The sequence below is a fragment of the Pelagibacterium halotolerans B2 genome, assembly GCF_000230555.1.
GTDB classification, from domain to species: domain Bacteria; phylum Pseudomonadota; class Alphaproteobacteria; order Rhizobiales; family Devosiaceae; genus Pelagibacterium; species Pelagibacterium halotolerans.
This window is the reverse complement of record NC_016078.1, coordinates 3,649,994-3,666,181: the sequence shown is the minus strand read 5'-3', so window position 1 is coordinate 3,666,181 and position 16,188 is coordinate 3,649,994. Positions and strand designations below refer to the sequence as shown.

General features: G+C 61.9%; 16 protein-coding genes. 2 read left to right on the top strand and 14 right to left on the bottom strand.

All coding sequences use genetic code 11. The annotated features are described in order from the left end of the window. Positions 1–4: 4 nt before the first annotated feature. From KKY_RS18005 to ectA, 3 genes are all read right to left on the bottom strand, one after another. Complete coding sequence (locus KKY_RS18005) at positions 5–406, bottom strand: ectoine synthase (RefSeq protein WP_014132819.1); 402 nt, start codon at positions 404–406, stop codon at positions 5–7. 42 nt (positions 407–448) lie between these two features. Further along, positions 449–1,729 carry a diaminobutyrate--2-oxoglutarate transaminase gene (ectB, locus tag KKY_RS18000; RefSeq protein ID WP_041529638.1) on the bottom strand — a complete coding sequence of 427 codons (1,281 nt, stop codon included), beginning with the start codon at positions 1,727–1,729 and terminating at the stop codon, positions 449–451. A gap of 178 nt (positions 1,730–1,907) precedes the next feature. Further along, positions 1,908–2,468, bottom strand: coding sequence for a diaminobutyrate acetyltransferase (gene ectA / locus KKY_RS17995; protein WP_014132817.1), 561 nt, complete (start codon positions 2,466–2,468; stop codon positions 1,908–1,910). Between the two features lie 262 nt (positions 2,469–2,730). On the opposite strand from ectA, the gene KKY_RS17990 reads away from it, so the two are divergent. Both KKY_RS17990 and KKY_RS17985 read left to right on the top strand, forming a co-directional pair. Next, complete coding sequence (locus KKY_RS17990; RefSeq protein WP_014132816.1) at positions 2,731–3,255, top strand: MarR family winged helix-turn-helix transcriptional regulator; 525 nt, start codon at positions 2,731–2,733, stop codon at positions 3,253–3,255. Between the two features lie 84 nt (positions 3,256–3,339). Next, positions 3,340–4,308, top strand: a complete 969-nt coding sequence (locus KKY_RS17985) for an IS481 family transposase (protein WP_014132815.1) — start codon at positions 3,340–3,342, stop codon at positions 4,306–4,308. A 203-nt stretch (positions 4,309–4,511) separates the two neighbouring features. Here the strand turns inward: KKY_RS17985 and KKY_RS17980 are convergent, their stop codons facing one another. From KKY_RS17980 to KKY_RS17930, 11 genes are all read right to left on the bottom strand, one after another. Further along, on the bottom strand, positions 4,512–5,195 hold the full coding sequence (locus KKY_RS17980) for a PIG-L deacetylase family protein (protein ID WP_014132814.1): 684 nt from the start codon (positions 5,193–5,195) through the stop codon (positions 4,512–4,514). Beyond that, positions 5,192–6,484, bottom strand: a complete 1,293-nt coding sequence (locus KKY_RS17975; protein WP_041528888.1) for an MGH1-like glycoside hydrolase domain-containing protein — start codon at positions 6,482–6,484, stop codon at positions 5,192–5,194. Before KKY_RS17975 ends, KKY_RS17980 begins: the two co-directional genes overlap by 4 nt. A 34-nt stretch (positions 6,485–6,518) precedes the next feature. After that, entirely contained in the window at positions 6,519–7,565 is a 1,047-nt protein-coding gene (locus KKY_RS17970; protein WP_014132812.1) for an ABC transporter ATP-binding protein, read from the bottom strand. A gap of 8 nt (positions 7,566–7,573) precedes the next feature. Continuing rightward, entirely contained in the window at positions 7,574–8,431 is an 858-nt protein-coding gene (locus tag KKY_RS17965) for a carbohydrate ABC transporter permease (RefSeq protein WP_014132811.1), read from the bottom strand. Further along, positions 8,428–9,273, bottom strand: coding sequence for a carbohydrate ABC transporter permease (locus tag KKY_RS17960; protein WP_014132810.1), 846 nt, complete (start codon positions 9,271–9,273; stop codon positions 8,428–8,430). The genes KKY_RS17965 and KKY_RS17960 overlap by 4 nt, the downstream gene beginning before the upstream one ends. Before the next feature lie 113 nt (positions 9,274–9,386). Next, positions 9,387–10,664, bottom strand: coding sequence for an ABC transporter substrate-binding protein (locus tag KKY_RS17955; RefSeq protein WP_014132809.1), 1,278 nt, complete (start codon positions 10,662–10,664; stop codon positions 9,387–9,389). Between the two features lie 48 nt (positions 10,665–10,712). Continuing rightward, positions 10,713–11,759 carry a LacI family DNA-binding transcriptional regulator gene (locus KKY_RS17950; protein ID WP_244404031.1) on the bottom strand — a complete coding sequence of 349 codons (1,047 nt, stop codon included), beginning with the start codon at positions 11,757–11,759 and terminating at the stop codon, positions 10,713–10,715. A 181-nt stretch (positions 11,760–11,940) separates the two neighbouring features. After that, entirely contained in the window at positions 11,941–13,656 is a 1,716-nt protein-coding gene (locus KKY_RS17945; protein ID WP_014132806.1) for a coiled-coil domain-containing protein, read from the bottom strand. After that, positions 13,656–14,774 (bottom strand): protein-glutamate methylesterase/protein-glutamine glutaminase, encoded by a 1,119-nt coding sequence (locus KKY_RS17940; protein ID WP_014132805.1) that lies wholly within the window; start codon positions 14,772–14,774, stop codon positions 13,656–13,658. The genes KKY_RS17945 and KKY_RS17940 overlap by 1 nt, the downstream gene beginning before the upstream one ends. A gap of 4 nt (positions 14,775–14,778) precedes the next feature. Next, positions 14,779–15,660: a CheR family methyltransferase gene (locus KKY_RS17935; protein ID WP_014132804.1), complete on the bottom strand. Its 882-nt coding sequence runs from the start codon at positions 15,658–15,660 to the stop codon at positions 14,779–14,781. Positions 15,661–15,716: 56 nt separating this feature from the next. After that, positions 15,717–16,181 (bottom strand): chemotaxis protein CheW, encoded by a 465-nt coding sequence (locus tag KKY_RS17930; RefSeq protein ID WP_014132803.1) that lies wholly within the window; start codon positions 16,179–16,181, stop codon positions 15,717–15,719. Between the last annotated feature and the right edge of the window lie 7 nt (positions 16,182–16,188).

The following is a 16,188-nucleotide window of genomic DNA, read 5'->3' as shown; positions in this document are numbered from 1 at the left end:
CGCCTTACGCGCTTTTTGCCAACTCGGCGGCCGGGGCGTACGAACCATCTTCACGATGGACTTCGGTGCCGGTCACCGGCGGGTTGAAGCAGCACGCCATGACCATCTCCTCGCGGGCGGTCAGGCGGTGCCGGTCGTTCTTGTCGAGCGCATACATCACGCCGGGCTTGATCTGATAGACAGTGCCGGTTTCGAGATCCTCGATCTCACCATCGCCCGAGACGCAATAAACGCTCTCGAAATGGTGCTTGTAGTGGAACTCATGGCTGGTGCCGGCGTGGATGCGGGTTATGTGAAACGAAAAGCCCATGCCATCGCCGGCCAGCAGCAAGCGGGTGGAGTCCCAGCCATTGGAATTGACGAGCCGGTCGCCCTGGCGGGCGTCTTCGAGATCACGAACGATCATTTTGTATTCCTTTTTCTTTCTTGCGGGTCGCTGCGCCGCCGGTTACTCGGCTGCGGCGCGCGAAACATCCTTGGCCAGCACAGCTTCGAACGCGTCCTCGATGATGTCGAGACCCTTGTCGAGCTGGGCGATATCGATGGTGAGCGGGCAGAGGACCTTGACCACTTCGTCGCGGCCACCCGAGGTCTCTATAATGAGGCCCTTTTCAAAGCACTTGGCGCAGATGTCGGACGCAACATCACCCTGTTCGGTGTTGATGCCCATCATCATGCCCCGGCCGCGCAGATTCAGTCCGTAGCGCTTGGCGATGGCGCCGAGCCGGGTCTTCAAGTGCTCGCCCTTGGCCCTGACCGAATTGGCGAAGGCATCGTCGCGCCAGAATTTTTCCAGCGCCACGCGGGCGGTAACGAAGGCATGGTTGTTGCCCCGGAAGGTGCCGTTGTGTTCGGCGGGCTTCCAGATGTCGTGCTCGGGCTTTAGAAGCGTCAAAGCAAATGGCAGGCCCATGCCCGAGAGCGATTTCGCCTGGGTGATGATGTCGGGGTCAAGGCCGAATTCTTCGAACGAAAAGAACGTGCCCGTGCGCCCGCACCCGGCCTGGATGTCATCGAGGATCAACAGCGCGCCATGCTTTTTGGCGATGGTTTCGATCTTTTTGAGCCATTCGCCCGACGCGGCGTTCAGGCCACCCTCACCCTGTACGGGTTCGACGAGGATCGCGGCGGGGGCATCGATGCCGCCCGAAGGATCGTCTAGCATCTGTTCGAGCATGTCGGCGGTATCGACGTCAGGACCGAAATAGCCCTCGAAAGGCGCGCGATGGACGCCATTGAGGTCGATCCCGGCACCGCCGCGCTTGCCGGCATTGCCCGTCGCGGCGAGCGCGCCAAGGGTCATGCCGTGAAAGCCGTTGGTGAAGGCGATCACATTGGTGCGCCCGGTCACCTTGCGGGCCAGCTTGATCGCCGCTTCCACGGCGTTGGCGCCGGTGGGACCGGTGAACATGAGCTTATAATCCATGCCGCGCGGCTTGAGGATGATGTTCTCATAGGCCACGAGGAACTCTTCCTTGGCCCTTGTGAACATGTCCAGCCCGTGGGTGATGCCGTCGGACGTGACGTAATCGACCAGAGCCGCCTGCATGTCGGGGTCGTTGTGACCGTAATTCAGCGAGGAACAGCCGGCGAGAAAATCGATATATTCGCGGCCGTCCTCGCCGTAAATGATCGAGCCCTTGGCCTTGCCGAAGAGCTTGGGGAAGCTGCGCGAATATGAGCGAACCTGGCTCTCGACGCGATCGAATGTTTCGTGTGTCGTAGTCATTGTGCCTTGTCTCCTTGTTTCTCTCGTATCGCGCTCCCGATCGTCAAAAGTGTCTTCCACTTTTGCCGGGGACGCTTCGAGCGGGACGGCGGAATTTGGAATGAGCGGAATTCTTGCCTGCATGAGATTTGATGGCGCCGCCGGTCCGCAGTCAGTGGCGGCAGCGCCCCTTGTCTCTTTAGGCGGCAGAACGAACGGGCAGAGCCGCGCGCTCGAACGGGCCGATGGTGACAAGAAATTCGGTGTCGTGCAGGCCGGCGAAATGGTCGTCGCGCTTGAAGTGCGGCTGACGGACCAGATCGGTGTCCAGCGTCTCGGCGATCGACCCGAACAGGGCCCATGAGGGCTTGTTGTCCTTGGTGATGGTCGATTGAACCTGAATGACGTCAGCGCAAACCTTGCGGGCGAGCACTGCATTGATCAGGCGCTTGGCCATGCCCTTGCCGCGGGCCTTTTCGGCCACGCAGACCTGCCAGACGAAATAGGTGTCGGGGTGTTCGGGCGGGATATAGCCCGATACCCAACCGACGATTTCGCCGTCCATTTCGGCCAGCGCGCAGGTGGACGCGAAGTGGCTGCACTGGAGCAGGTTGCAATACATCGAATTGTCGTCGAGCGAGGTCGTATCGGCAATAAGCTGCCATACACCGGCGCCATCCTCGCGCCTGGGAGCGCGAATCTTGATGGATGAGCGCGGGTCGGCGCTGAGGTCCGTGTCGCTGACTGCTGCGAGTTTCATGGGATGCCTCCATTTGCGTTCGTGCAGTTAGTTAGCTTGTTCAAACTAAATGTCAACCCGTGAAAAATGTTCCGAATTGCGCCACAATCCGTATTATTCCGCTATTTCAGGAACTTATCTGGCATTCTGACAATTATGTATTGATGTAAATCTGCTGTGAAAAGCCAAAGGTTCTTGTGAATTTCGTTAGGTTTATCTAAACGATTTCGCGGACCCGCCGCCGGTTGGGGCTTGGGAGAGAAGGCAAGCAAAGGTAAAGACCATGAACACACTCGTCCTGGAGCCAAGCCGCGCCGTGCAAGCCCCGACAAAAACCGCGCTTTCTGCGCTGCGCAAAATTCTGCGCAAGACCGAGCTTAATTCAAAGGCGCTGATGCGCGAGACGGGCCTGACCCCATCCCAGCTCATCTTCATGCAGTTGCTCGACGATGGCCTTGAACATACGGCCGGCTCGGTGGCGGCGCGCATGGGGATTACCCAGGCAACAACCACCGCGCTGATCCACAAGCTCGAAGCGCTCAACATGGTCGCCCGCCGCAAGGGGCAGACGGACCGGCGGCAGGTGTGGCTGAGCCTGACCGATAGAGGCCGCAAAATCCTCGAAATCGCACCGGACGGCGCACACGCGCAGTTTCACGACGCCTTTTCCAATCTCGAGGAATGGGAACAGCTCATGCTGATCGCGGCGCTGGAGCGGGTGGCCTCCATGCTCGACGCCGAAGACGACGCGGCGGCAGTTCTGGCATCCGACCCGGTGCTGGCGCCGCGCGTCGAGCCGGGGAGCTAGATGTGAGCTCTCAATAGGTTGTCCATTCGGACCGGAACGGGGAGACTGGAGTTACCAAGCTTCAGCACTCACCGGAGGGTCCGAATGAACATCCACAAGAATGCCCGTCTGACGCCGCTGCGTCGAGAGGAGATGGCGCTTTGCGTCATCGAAGGCGGTCTTTCCAAAGCCCAGGCAGCGCGGAGCTACGGTGTATCGCCAAAAATCGTGGCGCGCTGGGTAGAGCGCTACACATCAGAGGGCCGAGCGGGCATGACCGACCGTTCGTCGCGGCCCCACCGGCTACATTGCCCTGTCCCGCAAACAACCATCGCGCGCGTCATCGCGCTGCGGCGTCTACGGTGGACCGGCAACCATATCGCCATGGAGGTTGGCGTATCGCCGGCCACGGTCAGCAGAGTGCTCAAGCGGGCCGGCCTTTCGCGGCTAAGAGACATCGACCCGGCCGAGCCGGTGCGTCGCTATGAACGCAAGCGTCCCGGCGAGATGATCCATATAGACATCAAGAAGTTGGGCAAATTCAATCGGAGCGGTCACCGCATCACCGGTGACCGGCGCCGGCAGAGCAGCCAGCGCGGAAACGGCACTGCGCCCGGCTGGGAGTTCGTCCATGTCGCTATCGACGACCATTCACGGCTGTCATTTACCCAGATCCACCCTGACGAAAAGGCCGTCAGTGCCGTCGCCCATCTCAAGGCCGCCCTCGCCTGGTACCGACTCTTGGGGGTCACCGTCGAGCGGGTGATGACCGACAACGGGCCATGCTACCAGTCCCGCGCCTTCCGCGATGCCTGCCGCCAATTGGGCCTCACACACATCCGCACCAAGCCCTATACGCCCCAAACCAATGGCAAGGCCGAACGATTCATCCAGACCGCAATCAGGGAATGGGCTTATGCCCGCGCCTACAAAACATCCGATCAGCGCGCTGCCCATCTGCCAATCTGGAACCATATGTACAATTGGCACAGACCCCATGGCAGCCTAAACTCCAAGCCACCCATCAGTCGCCTCGGCCTGACCGAGGACAACCTGTTGAGGCACCACAGCTAGAGCCGTTCAGGATTTGATTGAATCAAATCCTTGGCTCTAAGCCTTTGTTTTATCGCGTGTCCGAACCGCAAAACCGTTTCCACTTTTGCTGGACACGCTCTAGCGCGCTTCCAGGATAAGTGGGTAGCACTTATCCGGTTCGGAAGCGCGACAAAACAAGGACTTGGAGCAATTGGGGCGATTCGAAGAAGCGCTGAAATGCTCTAGGCTTTTTTGCCCCTGGACCGGTCCCAGACCGCATTGACCGACGGGGCCGGTGGCAAGAGGCCGCGAATGTCGGCAAAGGGCGCCCGCGGCTCGAAACGCAAGGCCTCGGCATAGCCATCGGGCCTATAGCACTGGGCCGACCGGGAGCGGTTCTGGAGTCTTGCCATCTCGATGAAGCGGCCGGGGTCCTGGCTTTCGTGGCACAGAATAGCCTGTTCCTTGAGCGCCATATGGCCGGTGATTTCGACATAATGGGTGGGGGTAAAGCCGGTCCCGTAAAGCGTATCGACAAAGGCGAGCGGCACCTTGAACGAGGACGCGAGGCTGGCGGCCTGCGAGAGGGCGCGGTGGTCCCCGTGATAATCGTTGGGAGCGTGGGTGAGGATCAGATCTGGCCGGGTCTGTTCGATGAGGCCGCGCAGGCTCTCGACAAGCGCGGCATCGGGCATCAGGGCGCCATCGGCAAAGCCAAGGAAGCGCAGATCGGCCCCCAGCAGGCCAGCCGCAGCTTGAGCCTCCCGGGCCCGCGTTTGAGCCAGCCCATCTGCCGTGCCACCCCTGGCGCCGTCGGTGGCGATGCCAAAGACGAGCTTTTGCCCCATCGCTTTGAACGCGGCGAGGGTGCCGAACATGAAAATCTCGATATCGTCGGGATGGGCGCCAAGGGCCAGGATGGTCATCGCGCACCCACGGGATGACCGGCGAGAAATTCGAGCACCACGGCCGCCGTCCAGGTGAAGGTGCGGCCTCCCAACGGCTCGCCGTCGAGCGGATCGTAATATTCGGCAAAGCCGGAAAGTGCGATCAGATCGAGGGACGATCTTACGATTTTTTCGGCGGTCCGGACCTCGCCGGCCGATTTGAGGCCCGTGGCGATCAGGTAATTGACCACGAGCCAGACCGGGCCGCGCCAATAGCGCTTGGAGTCAAAGCGCGGATCGTCCAGCGAATGGCTGGGGACGACGAACCGGGCCCTTTCGGCTTCGCGTTCGATGGTCCGGGCAATCGCTGCGGCGCGGGCGGGCGGGATATCGGCGATGACCGCCATGATGCCGCCGATCGAGGCGCTGTCTATCAATCGGCCGGTCACGCGGTCGAGACAGAGATATTGCCCGTGCGGATCGCTCCAGAGCGCTTCGAGCGCCTGCGCGCCTGTGCGGGCCCAGATGCGATTCTGCTCGGCGATCTCCGTTTCGCCCAACAATTGGGCCATCTCGGCGAGATCGGCGCAGGAGCGGATCAGGATGGCGTTGAAGCCGGGATCGACAACCTGGAAGGGCGAAGCGTCATGAAGCCTCGTGTTGTCCCAATCGAGATCGCGGAAGTGCTGCACCAGCCAGAGGTAGCGGTCGTATTGCTCCTTGGTGGGGCGATGGGCGGGATCGGCGTGCTGGGTATCGCGGCGCACATAGGGATCGATGCCGTCGGTGGGAACGCGGGCAAACGCTTCGTCCCAATCGATCGAGTTGTCGCGCCCGGCCTCCCAGGGATGGATGATCGCGACAAGGCCCTGGGCATGGGGATCGCGGCAGGCATAGAACCATTGATGCCAGCGATGGATCGGGCCCAGCAATGCCTTGATGCGCGTGGCCGCCATCTGTTTGTCGGTGCTCATTTCATAGAGGCGCCTGAGGGCAAAGCCGGCGATGGGCGGCTGGGTGATTCCCGACGTCTTGACCGGGCGATTGGTGCGCCACACGTCGGGGCCGGGAAAATAACCATCGTCGTAAACGTGGAAGACGATATGGGGGACCATGCCGTCCGGCCATTGATGAGCGAAAAGGGTCTCGATTTCGGTCCAGGCGCGGTTCTGGTCGAAATGGGCCTGGCCAATCGCCGTAAAGCAGGAATCCCAGTTCCACTGGAACGGATAGAGCCCTTTTGTCGGCACGGTATAGGTGCCGCGATCATTTTCCTTGAGCACGGCGATGGCGTGGTCTCGGGGGTCGATAGTCTGTGTCGCTGTCATTGGTATGTGGGACGTCGCAATTGGAGCAAGAGGGTCAGGCGGCAATGGCGGCCTGGGTATCGGGATCGAACCAGCGCACACGCGCAGCGACCGGCCCGAGCGTGAGGATTTCGCCGGGGGCCGTCCTGAGATCGGAATCGAGAACGGCACGGAAGGGCTTGCCATCGACCTCGCAGGTCACAAGCGTGTGGGCGCCGAGCGGCTCGACGACGCGAACGGTCGCGGAGAACCCCTGCCCGGCGCTTTCCACATCCTCGGGGCGGATTGCAAATTCGATGTTCTCGCGATCGATCTGCGGCCCGTCCATTTCAATGCCGGCCACGCGCCAACGGCCGTTGCCGACCCTTTTTGCGGGAATGAAGTTCATGGGCGGATTGCCGATGAAGCTGCCAACAAAGCGCGCTGCGGGATTGCGGTAGATTTCGACGGGGGTATCGTTCTGGACGATCCGCCCCCCATTCATCACCGATATGCGGTCGGCAAGGCTCATGGCTTCGACCTGATCGTGGGTGACATAGATCGTCGTGGTTTTCGATTCGGCCAGCACACCCTTGAGTTCGGCGCGCATTTCGAGGCGCAGCAGGGCGTCGAGATTGGAAAGCGGTTCATCCATCAAGATCACGTCGGGCTCCATGGCGAGGGCGCGGGCGACGGCGACGCGCTGGCGCTGCCCGCCCGAAAGCTGGCCCGAATAGCGCTTCAGGAGCTGCTCGATATGCATCAGTTCGGCGGTACGGACGACGCGGCGCTCGATCTCGGGATGCGGCAGTTTCTGCATGCGCAGGCCGAAAGCGATGTTTTCAAACACCGTAAGGTGAGGGAACACAGCATAGTTCTGGAACACCATGGCAATGCCGCGCTGGCGCGGCGGCAGGTGATCGACGCGGCGCCCACCGATCCAGACCTCGCCCTGGGTGGGTGTCTCGAGACCGGCGATGATGCGCAAAAGCGTTGTCTTGCCGCAGCCCGACGCCCCGAGCAGAACCATGAATTCCTGATCGGTGATTGTCATGTCCACCGAATGGAGCGCCTTGAAGGAGCCAAAGCTCTTGGCGACGTTTTTGATGACGATTTCAGCCATGGACCGTCCTATCGATTGGCGATGCCCCACATCGCAAACAGATATTTGCGAACGGCAAAGATGAAGATGAGTGCCGGCAGTACGAGCGCGGCGCCGCCGGCGAATTTGAGATGCAGGGGCGAGACGTTGAGGTTTTGAACGAGGAAAGCGGTGAGCGTGCGGTTCTCGATGGTCAGCACCGAGGCAGCGAACACCTCGTTCCAGGAAATGGTGAAGGCAAAGACCGCCGATGCCACGATGCCGGGCAGGACGAGGGGCAGCACAACCTTGATGAAGGCCTGGAGCCGGTTGCAGCCCAGCGTCCATGCTGCCTCCTCGAGTTCGAGGGGAATGCCCGAAAACAGTGAAAAGGTGATCAGCACGGCAAAGGGCAGCGCCAGAACCGTGTGAACCAGGGCGAGCCCGATCGCCGTATCATCGAGCCCGGTGCGGATGAACATGACGGCCAGCGGCAGCGCAAGAAGCGGCAGGGGGAAGGCGCGCGTCATGACCACCAGCACCCGGAATATCTCTTTTCCGGGAAACTCGAAGCGCGACAGCGCATAGCCGGCGGGAGCGCCCAGCAGCACGGACAAAATCATTGTGAGCGCGGCGACAAGCACCGAGTTCCACAGGGCCTGGCCCACGCCCGCGAACGAGAGGAAGAACTGAACCGAAGCCATGTCGAAACTGGGAATGCCCGATTTGGGAAAACCCGACACTTCGGAAGGGGCTGAGAATGTGTTGACGAACAGCAGGTAAAGCGGCACCAGGATCCAGGCGCAAAGCAGGAAAACCGCTGCCGCGAAAACGAATCTGCCCGCCCGCCCCGCTTCGCCGACCGGACGCGGAGCATCACCCGTTGTGCTGGTTTGAACCGTGCTCATATCCTTGCCTCCCTAGGCACGCGCAGCATCCGCAGGAAGACCAGCGTTGCGGCAATCGAGATCACCAGAATGACCAGCGCATAGGACGCGGCGACCGAACGGTCGCGCAGCGCGAACTGCCATTGGTAGGTTTCGCCCATCAGCACCGGAAGCGTGGTGCCGCCCAGGGCCACGACCACGGCAAACACTTCGAATGCCGCTATGGTGCGCAGGATGAGCGCGGTCTGCAGGCTGGGCCGCAGCAGGGGCAGCGTCACCTTCCAGAACCGCTTCCAGGGCGAGGCGCCGAACACTTCGGCGGCCTCGTAATATTCCTTTGGAATGATGCCCATGCCCGAGACCAGAATGACCATCATGATGGCTGTGGCCCGCCAGATCTCGGCGATGATGACGGCGGCAAAGATCCAGCCGATGTTCTGGTAGCCCAGAAAGAGTTGCGGCTGATCGGTCACGCCCAGCCCCACAAGCAGGGAATTGAGAAATCCCGATTGCTCGAAAATCGCCAGCCAGATGATGCCGGCCGCCAGATCGGACAGGCCGAGCGGAATGGCAAAAATGTAGAGGATCGTGTTGCGTCCGGTTTTGAGGCGGGTCACGATCGAGGCCATCGAGAGCGCCAGGGCCAGTTGGACCGGCACGATGATGGCCGTGAGAATGAGGGTATTGGTGAGCGCGGTGCCGAACTTCCAATGGGTGGCCATGCGCTGGAAATGGCTCATGGTGAACCCGTCCGGCCCGCTGAACGCCAGAACGGCGATCTGGACGAAGGGATAGAGGAAGAACACCAGCAAGAACAGAAGCGCCGGTGTCAGCAGCAGATAGGGCAGGGCTTTATTGGGCATGGCGATGCTCTTGCGCCTCTATGCGCTCTTGGGACCGTCCCGACACACCGAAGCGTCCGGGCGGGGGAGAGATCGCGCGCGGCACGAGGACGTGCCGCGCGCAACGGGAACGATCAATCGACCGGGCACGGGCCTTCGGAGGGCTCGTCGGGCTCCCAGCACGGGGCGCCCGCCTGATCTATGATGTCGCGCAGGGCGTTGGACTGTTCCTCGAGCACCTGTGCGATATCCTGATTGGCCAGGATGATGCGCTCGAAGGTATCGACATAGACCTGGTTGAACTGCCCTCCGAGATCGCCCAGACCCACCGGCAGCAGGGCGGGGAGTGCGTCCTCGGAACTGGTCATGGTGGTGATCGCGGCACCCAGCGCCTGGGCCGATGGCGGCAGGTCGGTGGGCAGCGCGGCGTCGGTGGTGGGGAAGAAATTGGTGGCGAGCAGCGTCGCCACCTGGGTTTCGGGCTGCATCATATAGGTGGCAAGAGCGCGCGCCTGTTCGATATCGGGCGAGCCGGCCGGAATGGCGATGCCGGCGAGAACCGGCATGAAGCCCCGGCCTACCGGACCCGATGGCGCGGGGAAGGCCACGAAATCGTCGGGGCGCTGGTTGAAGGCTTCGCCCAGACGCGCGACGTGGTCGAAGGCAACCCACACGTCACCGGCGAGCAGCGGTTCCTGCATGAAACTGTAATTGGTCGAGGCGGGATTTGTGTACTGCCAGAGTTCGCGGAACATTTCCCAACCCTGCGCCGCTTCATCCGAACCAAATCTGGTTACTGTGGAACCGGCATAGGAGGGGATCAGGAAACCCTGGAAGAAGCGATGCTTGAGGCCCTGAGGACCGGCCGGAAAGCCGAATTTGGGCGAGCCGGTTTCGGTGGCGAGCACTTCCATCCAATCGACGAACTGGTCGTAAGTCAATGCGTCGATATCGGCCCCTTCGGGCAGATAGTCGAGGGCCTGGGTGCTGGCGGCCATCACGTAATTTGCCTGCATCCAGGGCAGATATTTGAGCTCGTCGGTGCCCAGATGGGCCAGTTCGAGAAAGGCCGGGCTGACGCTCACATCGCCGAGGTCGAGATCGGAAAGATCGGTCCAGTTGTCGGTATAGCTGGCAAGTTCGCCATGAAGCGCGCCCACGACACCGATCGATCCGCTGCCGGCTTCAAGCTCGGCATCGAGGCGCGTGAGGAACGGGCCGGTATCCTGGGTCTGGAAGTCGACCTCACCATCAAATCCGGCCAGCACCTGCTCGCGCATGGCCTGGGTTTCCTCGATGGGGGCTGCCTGGTTGGACCAGAACAGGATCTGGGCGTTGGCCGAGGCGACAACGCCAAGGGCCAACGGCAATCCCAGTGCGGTGGAAATAAGATATCTGGCTGATGTTTTCATCGTTTTTAACCTCCCGTAAATCGATAAAATCATGAGTAGAAGCGGCGGTCAGTGCCCGTTGAGGGGCACTGGTCCGTGACTGGCCCGCGCAACAAGCGTGGGCCGGATCAGCGTATTGCCTTGTCCGGCCGGTTCGCCCTCGATCCGGCGCACAAGGATGTGCGCGATCTCGCGGGCCATGGATCGGGTCTCGACCTCGAAAGTCGTGAGGCCGGGCGGGGCATAGGCGGATGCGGCGATGTTGTCGAAGCCGAGGACGGACATGTCGCGGGGAATGGAGATCTCGCGCCGTTTGGCCTCGTCCATGATGGTCAATGCAATTTCGTCGAACAGGCCCATGATGGCCGTGGGCCTGTTGGGCGCATCGAGCAGCCGGCCGATGGCCGACACCATCTCGCCGCGATCGAAACGCGGGGCGCGCACGATATCGAGGCGAAGCTCGGGATCGTTGCGCCGCTCCATGGCCAGCTTGAACCCGCGCTCGCGCAGATTGCGGAAGGTCATCTCCTCGGAGATCGAGACGATCCCGAAATGGCGATGACCCAATGCGTAGAGGAGATCGAACGCCTCTTCAAAAGCCGACTGTCCGTCGGCATCGAGCCAGCTATAGGTGAGCTCGGGATTTTCGACGCGTCCGTGGGCCACGAAGGGAAAATCGTGGTGGCAGAGATATTCCACGCGCTCGTCCTGGGCGGCGATACGGGGGATGACCACGCCGTCGGCGCGCCCGGATTCCACGAGATGGCGCAGAACGTCGAGTTCGGACTGGCCGGACTGGACCGTGGCGATGATGAGGTCGATGCCGTGGCTGACCAGCCCCTCGCTCAGCCCGGTGACAAATTCCCCCAGATAGGAATCCATGAAATTGGGTCCGCGCAGCGGGATAATGAAACCCACGAAGTTGGATCGCCCCGAGACGAGTTGGCGTCCTGCGATGTTGGGGACATAGCCCATGTCCCGGGCCGCCTGCGCAACCCTTTCACGGGTGCGGCGCGCAATCTGTTCATGCCCGGCCAGTGCCCGGCTCACGGTGGTCACCGAGACCCCAAGCCGTTCAGCAAGTTCCTTGAGCGTGCGCGCACGAGCGGCCTGCAAGGGCGTTTCCTCCATTTAAAACGTTTGCAATTTGGCTTTTGTGTTTTTGCAAACGATTTAAATTTATCCCATGCGGATCGCGGCCCTGTCAAGCCGGGCCAGCGGCAGAGGTCGACATTGCGCCTTTGGCGGGGCTGAGGAGTGGTCCAGGGTGCAGTTTTCCGAACCAGCGAAGCGTCCCTCAGAGCACCATGAAATCGCCGAAATCGTCTTCGGCGGGCTGGTCGATGGCGGCGATCGGAGCGGGTGAGCCGAAAAGCGCGTCGTGGACCGAGCGTTCGGCCTCCATTGTATAAAGGCGGCGCAGGCCGGCCAGAATAAGGGCGATATTTTCCGTGGGTTCGGCGGACGGCGCGTCTGGAGCCAGACCGGCAATCTGCATTCTGACATCGTCCATGGCCTCGGAAAGTGTCCCGAGCCCGTCGAGCCCATTCGCCGCCGTCTGGAGCAGGGCGATGACCCTGGTGCCGTCGGTATCGAGGCTTTCGAGCGCCACGGCCAGCTTCCGATCGAGGCCGGAGAGCAGTTCGAGTGCCAGAGTGGCGTCCTTTTCGAGCCCCTTGCCCTTGCCGGCTCCATCGGCGCTGGTGCCGAAGGCATTGGCGAGCGCCGCGGACTGGCTCAGCCAGTCGACGGCGCTTTCGGCGGCAATCACGGTTTCGCTGGTGAGTTCGCGCAATTGGGTGGCAATTACAGTGAGCGAGGCGCCGCGCGGCCCAAGCTGGGCACAGCGCACCGCCGCGTTGAGGCTGACCAGGCGCATATTGGCCTCGATGTCCTGGACCGCTTCGACATGGCCGAGCAAGACCGCCACGGTCTGTTGCACGGTCGCCGCGACGGCTTCGAGCTTGGCGCGCTCGGCCTCGAAATCGGCGAGCATGGATACGGCGGCCCGCAATTGTTCGCTCAGGCTCGCAATCGAGGATGTCTTGCCGACGTCCGAGCCATATTGCCCGCGGCTGCGCGCCATTATGGTTTCGGCATCGGCGGCCAGCGCGGCCAGCGAACGTTCGGCATCGCCGACCTCGAGGGCAAAATCGCGAGCCGTATCGGCCAGTTGTTCCTGTTCGAGCGCGGCGATCGCATCAAGCGCAGGCTCGCGGTCCTCGAACGATGCTTCGGTATCGAAGACGGGCTCGCCCGACAAAATTGCAGCCAGATGCTCCAATCCGGTCTCGATATGCTCAAGCCGCTGGCGGGGTGCGTCACCGACCTGCAGCGCCATGACTGCGCTGCCGATCTGCCCGACGATCTGGCGCGACAACCGGCTGGTTTCGGCGCTGCCGTCGACGGCGGAGGCCCGCTGGTTTTCAAGGGCCCGCAATGTGGCAGTCAAGCGTCCGGCCAGATCGGACAGCGTGTGAGCGTGGGCCGCCTCGAAGCGGTTGCGCTGACCGACCGCGGCATCGACCTCGATCACGAGCTGGCGATAGGCGTGCGAAAATTCCTTGAGGGTGCGGGTGGCGGATTCCGAAAGCGTCGCGATGTCGGTGGTGAACACATCGAAATCATCGCTGTCCTGGGCGATGCTCGCGGCGGTCACACGGGCATTTATCGAAACGATGCCCATCATCTTGATCGTGCGGTGCAGATCGGAGATCGGCAGGTTGGCGGCGCTGACCACGTCGAAAAGACGCTCGAGATCGGCTCTTTCCTGCCCAAAAACGTCCGAAAGCGCGGTTGCCCGGCTGGCGACGGCTTCAAGATGGCCCGTGGCCTGCTGGACCTCGGCGCCGCTCAAGGCATCGGGAAGCGCGTCGAACAGATTTGTGAGGGCATTGAGAAGCGCGGCGCCCTGGGTAAGGCATCCGCCCACCGATACGAAGGCGGATTCGATCTTTTCACGCTGGGCGCTCAGATCGGCTGCAAGCTGGCGTACGGCCGTTGGTGTCGTCATCACTTGTTTTCTCCCGGCCGTTGGGCCTTGTGGCCGAAGGCCAGCACTTCATCGGCGATTTTTCCAAGCGGCAGGACCCTGCCGGCGGCGCCGCGCTGGATGGCTTCCTTGGGCATGCCGAAAACAACCGATGTTTCCTCGTCCTGGGCAATTGTGGGACTGCCCATTTCGCGCATTTCGAGCAGGCCACGCGCGCCATCATCGCCCATGCCGGTGAGGATGATGCCCAATGCGTTGCGGCCCGCGGTTTGTGCGGTGGAACGGAACAGGACATCGACCGAGGGACGGTGCCGCGAAACATGGGGTCCGTCGGCGATCTTTACGGTATAGCGTGAGCCGTTGCGCACCAGCATCATGTGATGGTTGCCCGGTGCCATGAGCACCTGCCCGGCCCGAACAATTTCGCCGTCCTGCGCCTCCCGGACCGACATCGCACAGCCCGCATCGAGACGGCGGGCGAAGGCGCCGGTGAATTTTTCGGGCATGTGCTGCACGATGATGATGGGCGGGCAATTGGCCGGCAGGGCCTCGAGAATCTCGCGCAGCGCTTCGGTGCCGCCGGTCGATGCACCGATGGCCACAATCGGTTCGGTCACGGGAATGCGTTCGATAAGGCTCTTGCGCCGCGTTTCGGAAACGGCGGGCAATATGGCATCGGCGGTGAGCTTGGATTCGACGGTCAGGGCCGGAGCCTGCTTTTTCATACCAGCCATCTTGGCGTGGGCCGCACCCTTGGCCGCATCGCAAATGCGCATCCGCGATTCCTGGAGGAACTGAGCCGTATCGACGCGCGGCTTGGCAACCACGTCGACGGCACCGGCCTCGAGCGCCTCTATGAAAGTGTCCGAGCCGGCCTCGGCCAGACTTGAGCAGATGACCACGGGGATGGGACGCTGGGACATGATCTTGCGCAGGAAGGTCAGCCCGTCCATGCGCGGCAGTTCGATATCGAGGAAAATGACGTCAGGCACTTCCTGGCGAATGCGCTCGGCGGCGACATAGGGGTCCGACGCGGTCGCCATGACCTCGAGATCGGGATCGGCGGAAATGATATCGCTCAGCGTTAAGCGCACCGAGGCGCTGTCATCGATAATCAGGACGCGGATTTTTTCGCTCATCGCGCTATGCCCCGGTCTTCTGGAACACGGCGGGCGCAACCTGGCGCATGGTGACCGATGTGCCGATCATCGATTCAGAATGGCCGAGCAGCAGATATCCGCCGGGGCGCAAATGGCCCACCAGGCGATTGATGACCGCTTCCTGATCGGACTTTTCAAAATATATCAAAACGTTACGCAGCAGGATGATATCGACGTCACGGTCGAAAGGATAAGTGCCGGCCATCAGGTTCAGGCGCTGGAACCGCACAAGGCGCCGCAGTTCAGGCACGATGCGCACTTCAGGGCGCGGTCCGGCCTTGCGGGCGAACATCAGATAGCGGCTTTGTTTTGCCGGCGGCACCGGTACGATCTGTTCGGCCGGATAGACGGCTCTTCGCCCCTGGTCGAGAACGTCGGTGGAAATATCGGTCCCCAGAAGGGCAAAGCGGAAATCGCGCCGCTGGGCAGCGATATCGGAAAGCACCATGGCGGCGGTATAGGCCTCGGCGCCGGTGGAGCTGGCGGCGCTCCACACCTTGAGCAGCGGCATGCGCTCGTTGCGCCTTGCCTCAAGAAGATTGGGCACCATCAACCTTTCCATGAGATCGAAATGCTCGGGCTCGCGGAAGAAATCCGTCTTGTTGGTGGTGACGGCATTGATGAGGTAGGGCAGTTCGCCATCAAGCCCGCCCTGCCTGAAAAGATGATCGCCATAGGCCGAAAAGCTGGCCAGTCCCAGCACACGCATCCGGCGGCGCAGTCGCCCTTCAACCATCAGGCGCTTGGTGGGAGGCAGCTTGATGCCGACTTCGCGGCCGATCAGCGCTGAAATGCGCTGGAAATCGGCTTCGCTCAGACGGTCGTCATCTTCGATATCGGTTTTGAGGCGGGCTAACGCGGACAAAGAATGAACTCCATGGCGTGCGGCTGGCCGGGAGGTTGGGCCAGCCGAAAACGCAATCACGCTGCGAGAATGGGCTGCCTGACGATGTCACCGAGCAAGCCGTCCAGATCGAGCACTGTCACGAAACGGCCATTGCGGCGGCCGATACCCGCGATGCAGTGCCCGCTCCAGCCGGCGCTGACGGTGGGCGCAGGGTCGAGCGTTTCGGTATCGAGCACAGTTACCTCGAACACCTTGTCGGTCCGCAGGCCCACAGTCACCGCGCCGTCGGGCCCGTTGACGGCAAGCACCACGATGCGGGTGTTTTCGGTATCGTCCGCCGGGTCCATGCCAAGGGTCAGGCGCAGATCGAGCACCGGCACCCCTTTGCCACGCACATCGATCATGCCGAGCAGGTTCTCGGGCGCGCGCGGCAGGCGGGCTATGGGCAGCATGTCCAGAATTTCCTGGACCGTGGCGACCGGCGCCGCGAAGATTTCCTCCGCGACACCGAGCGTTACATATTGGGTTTGTTCAGCCATGACAGGT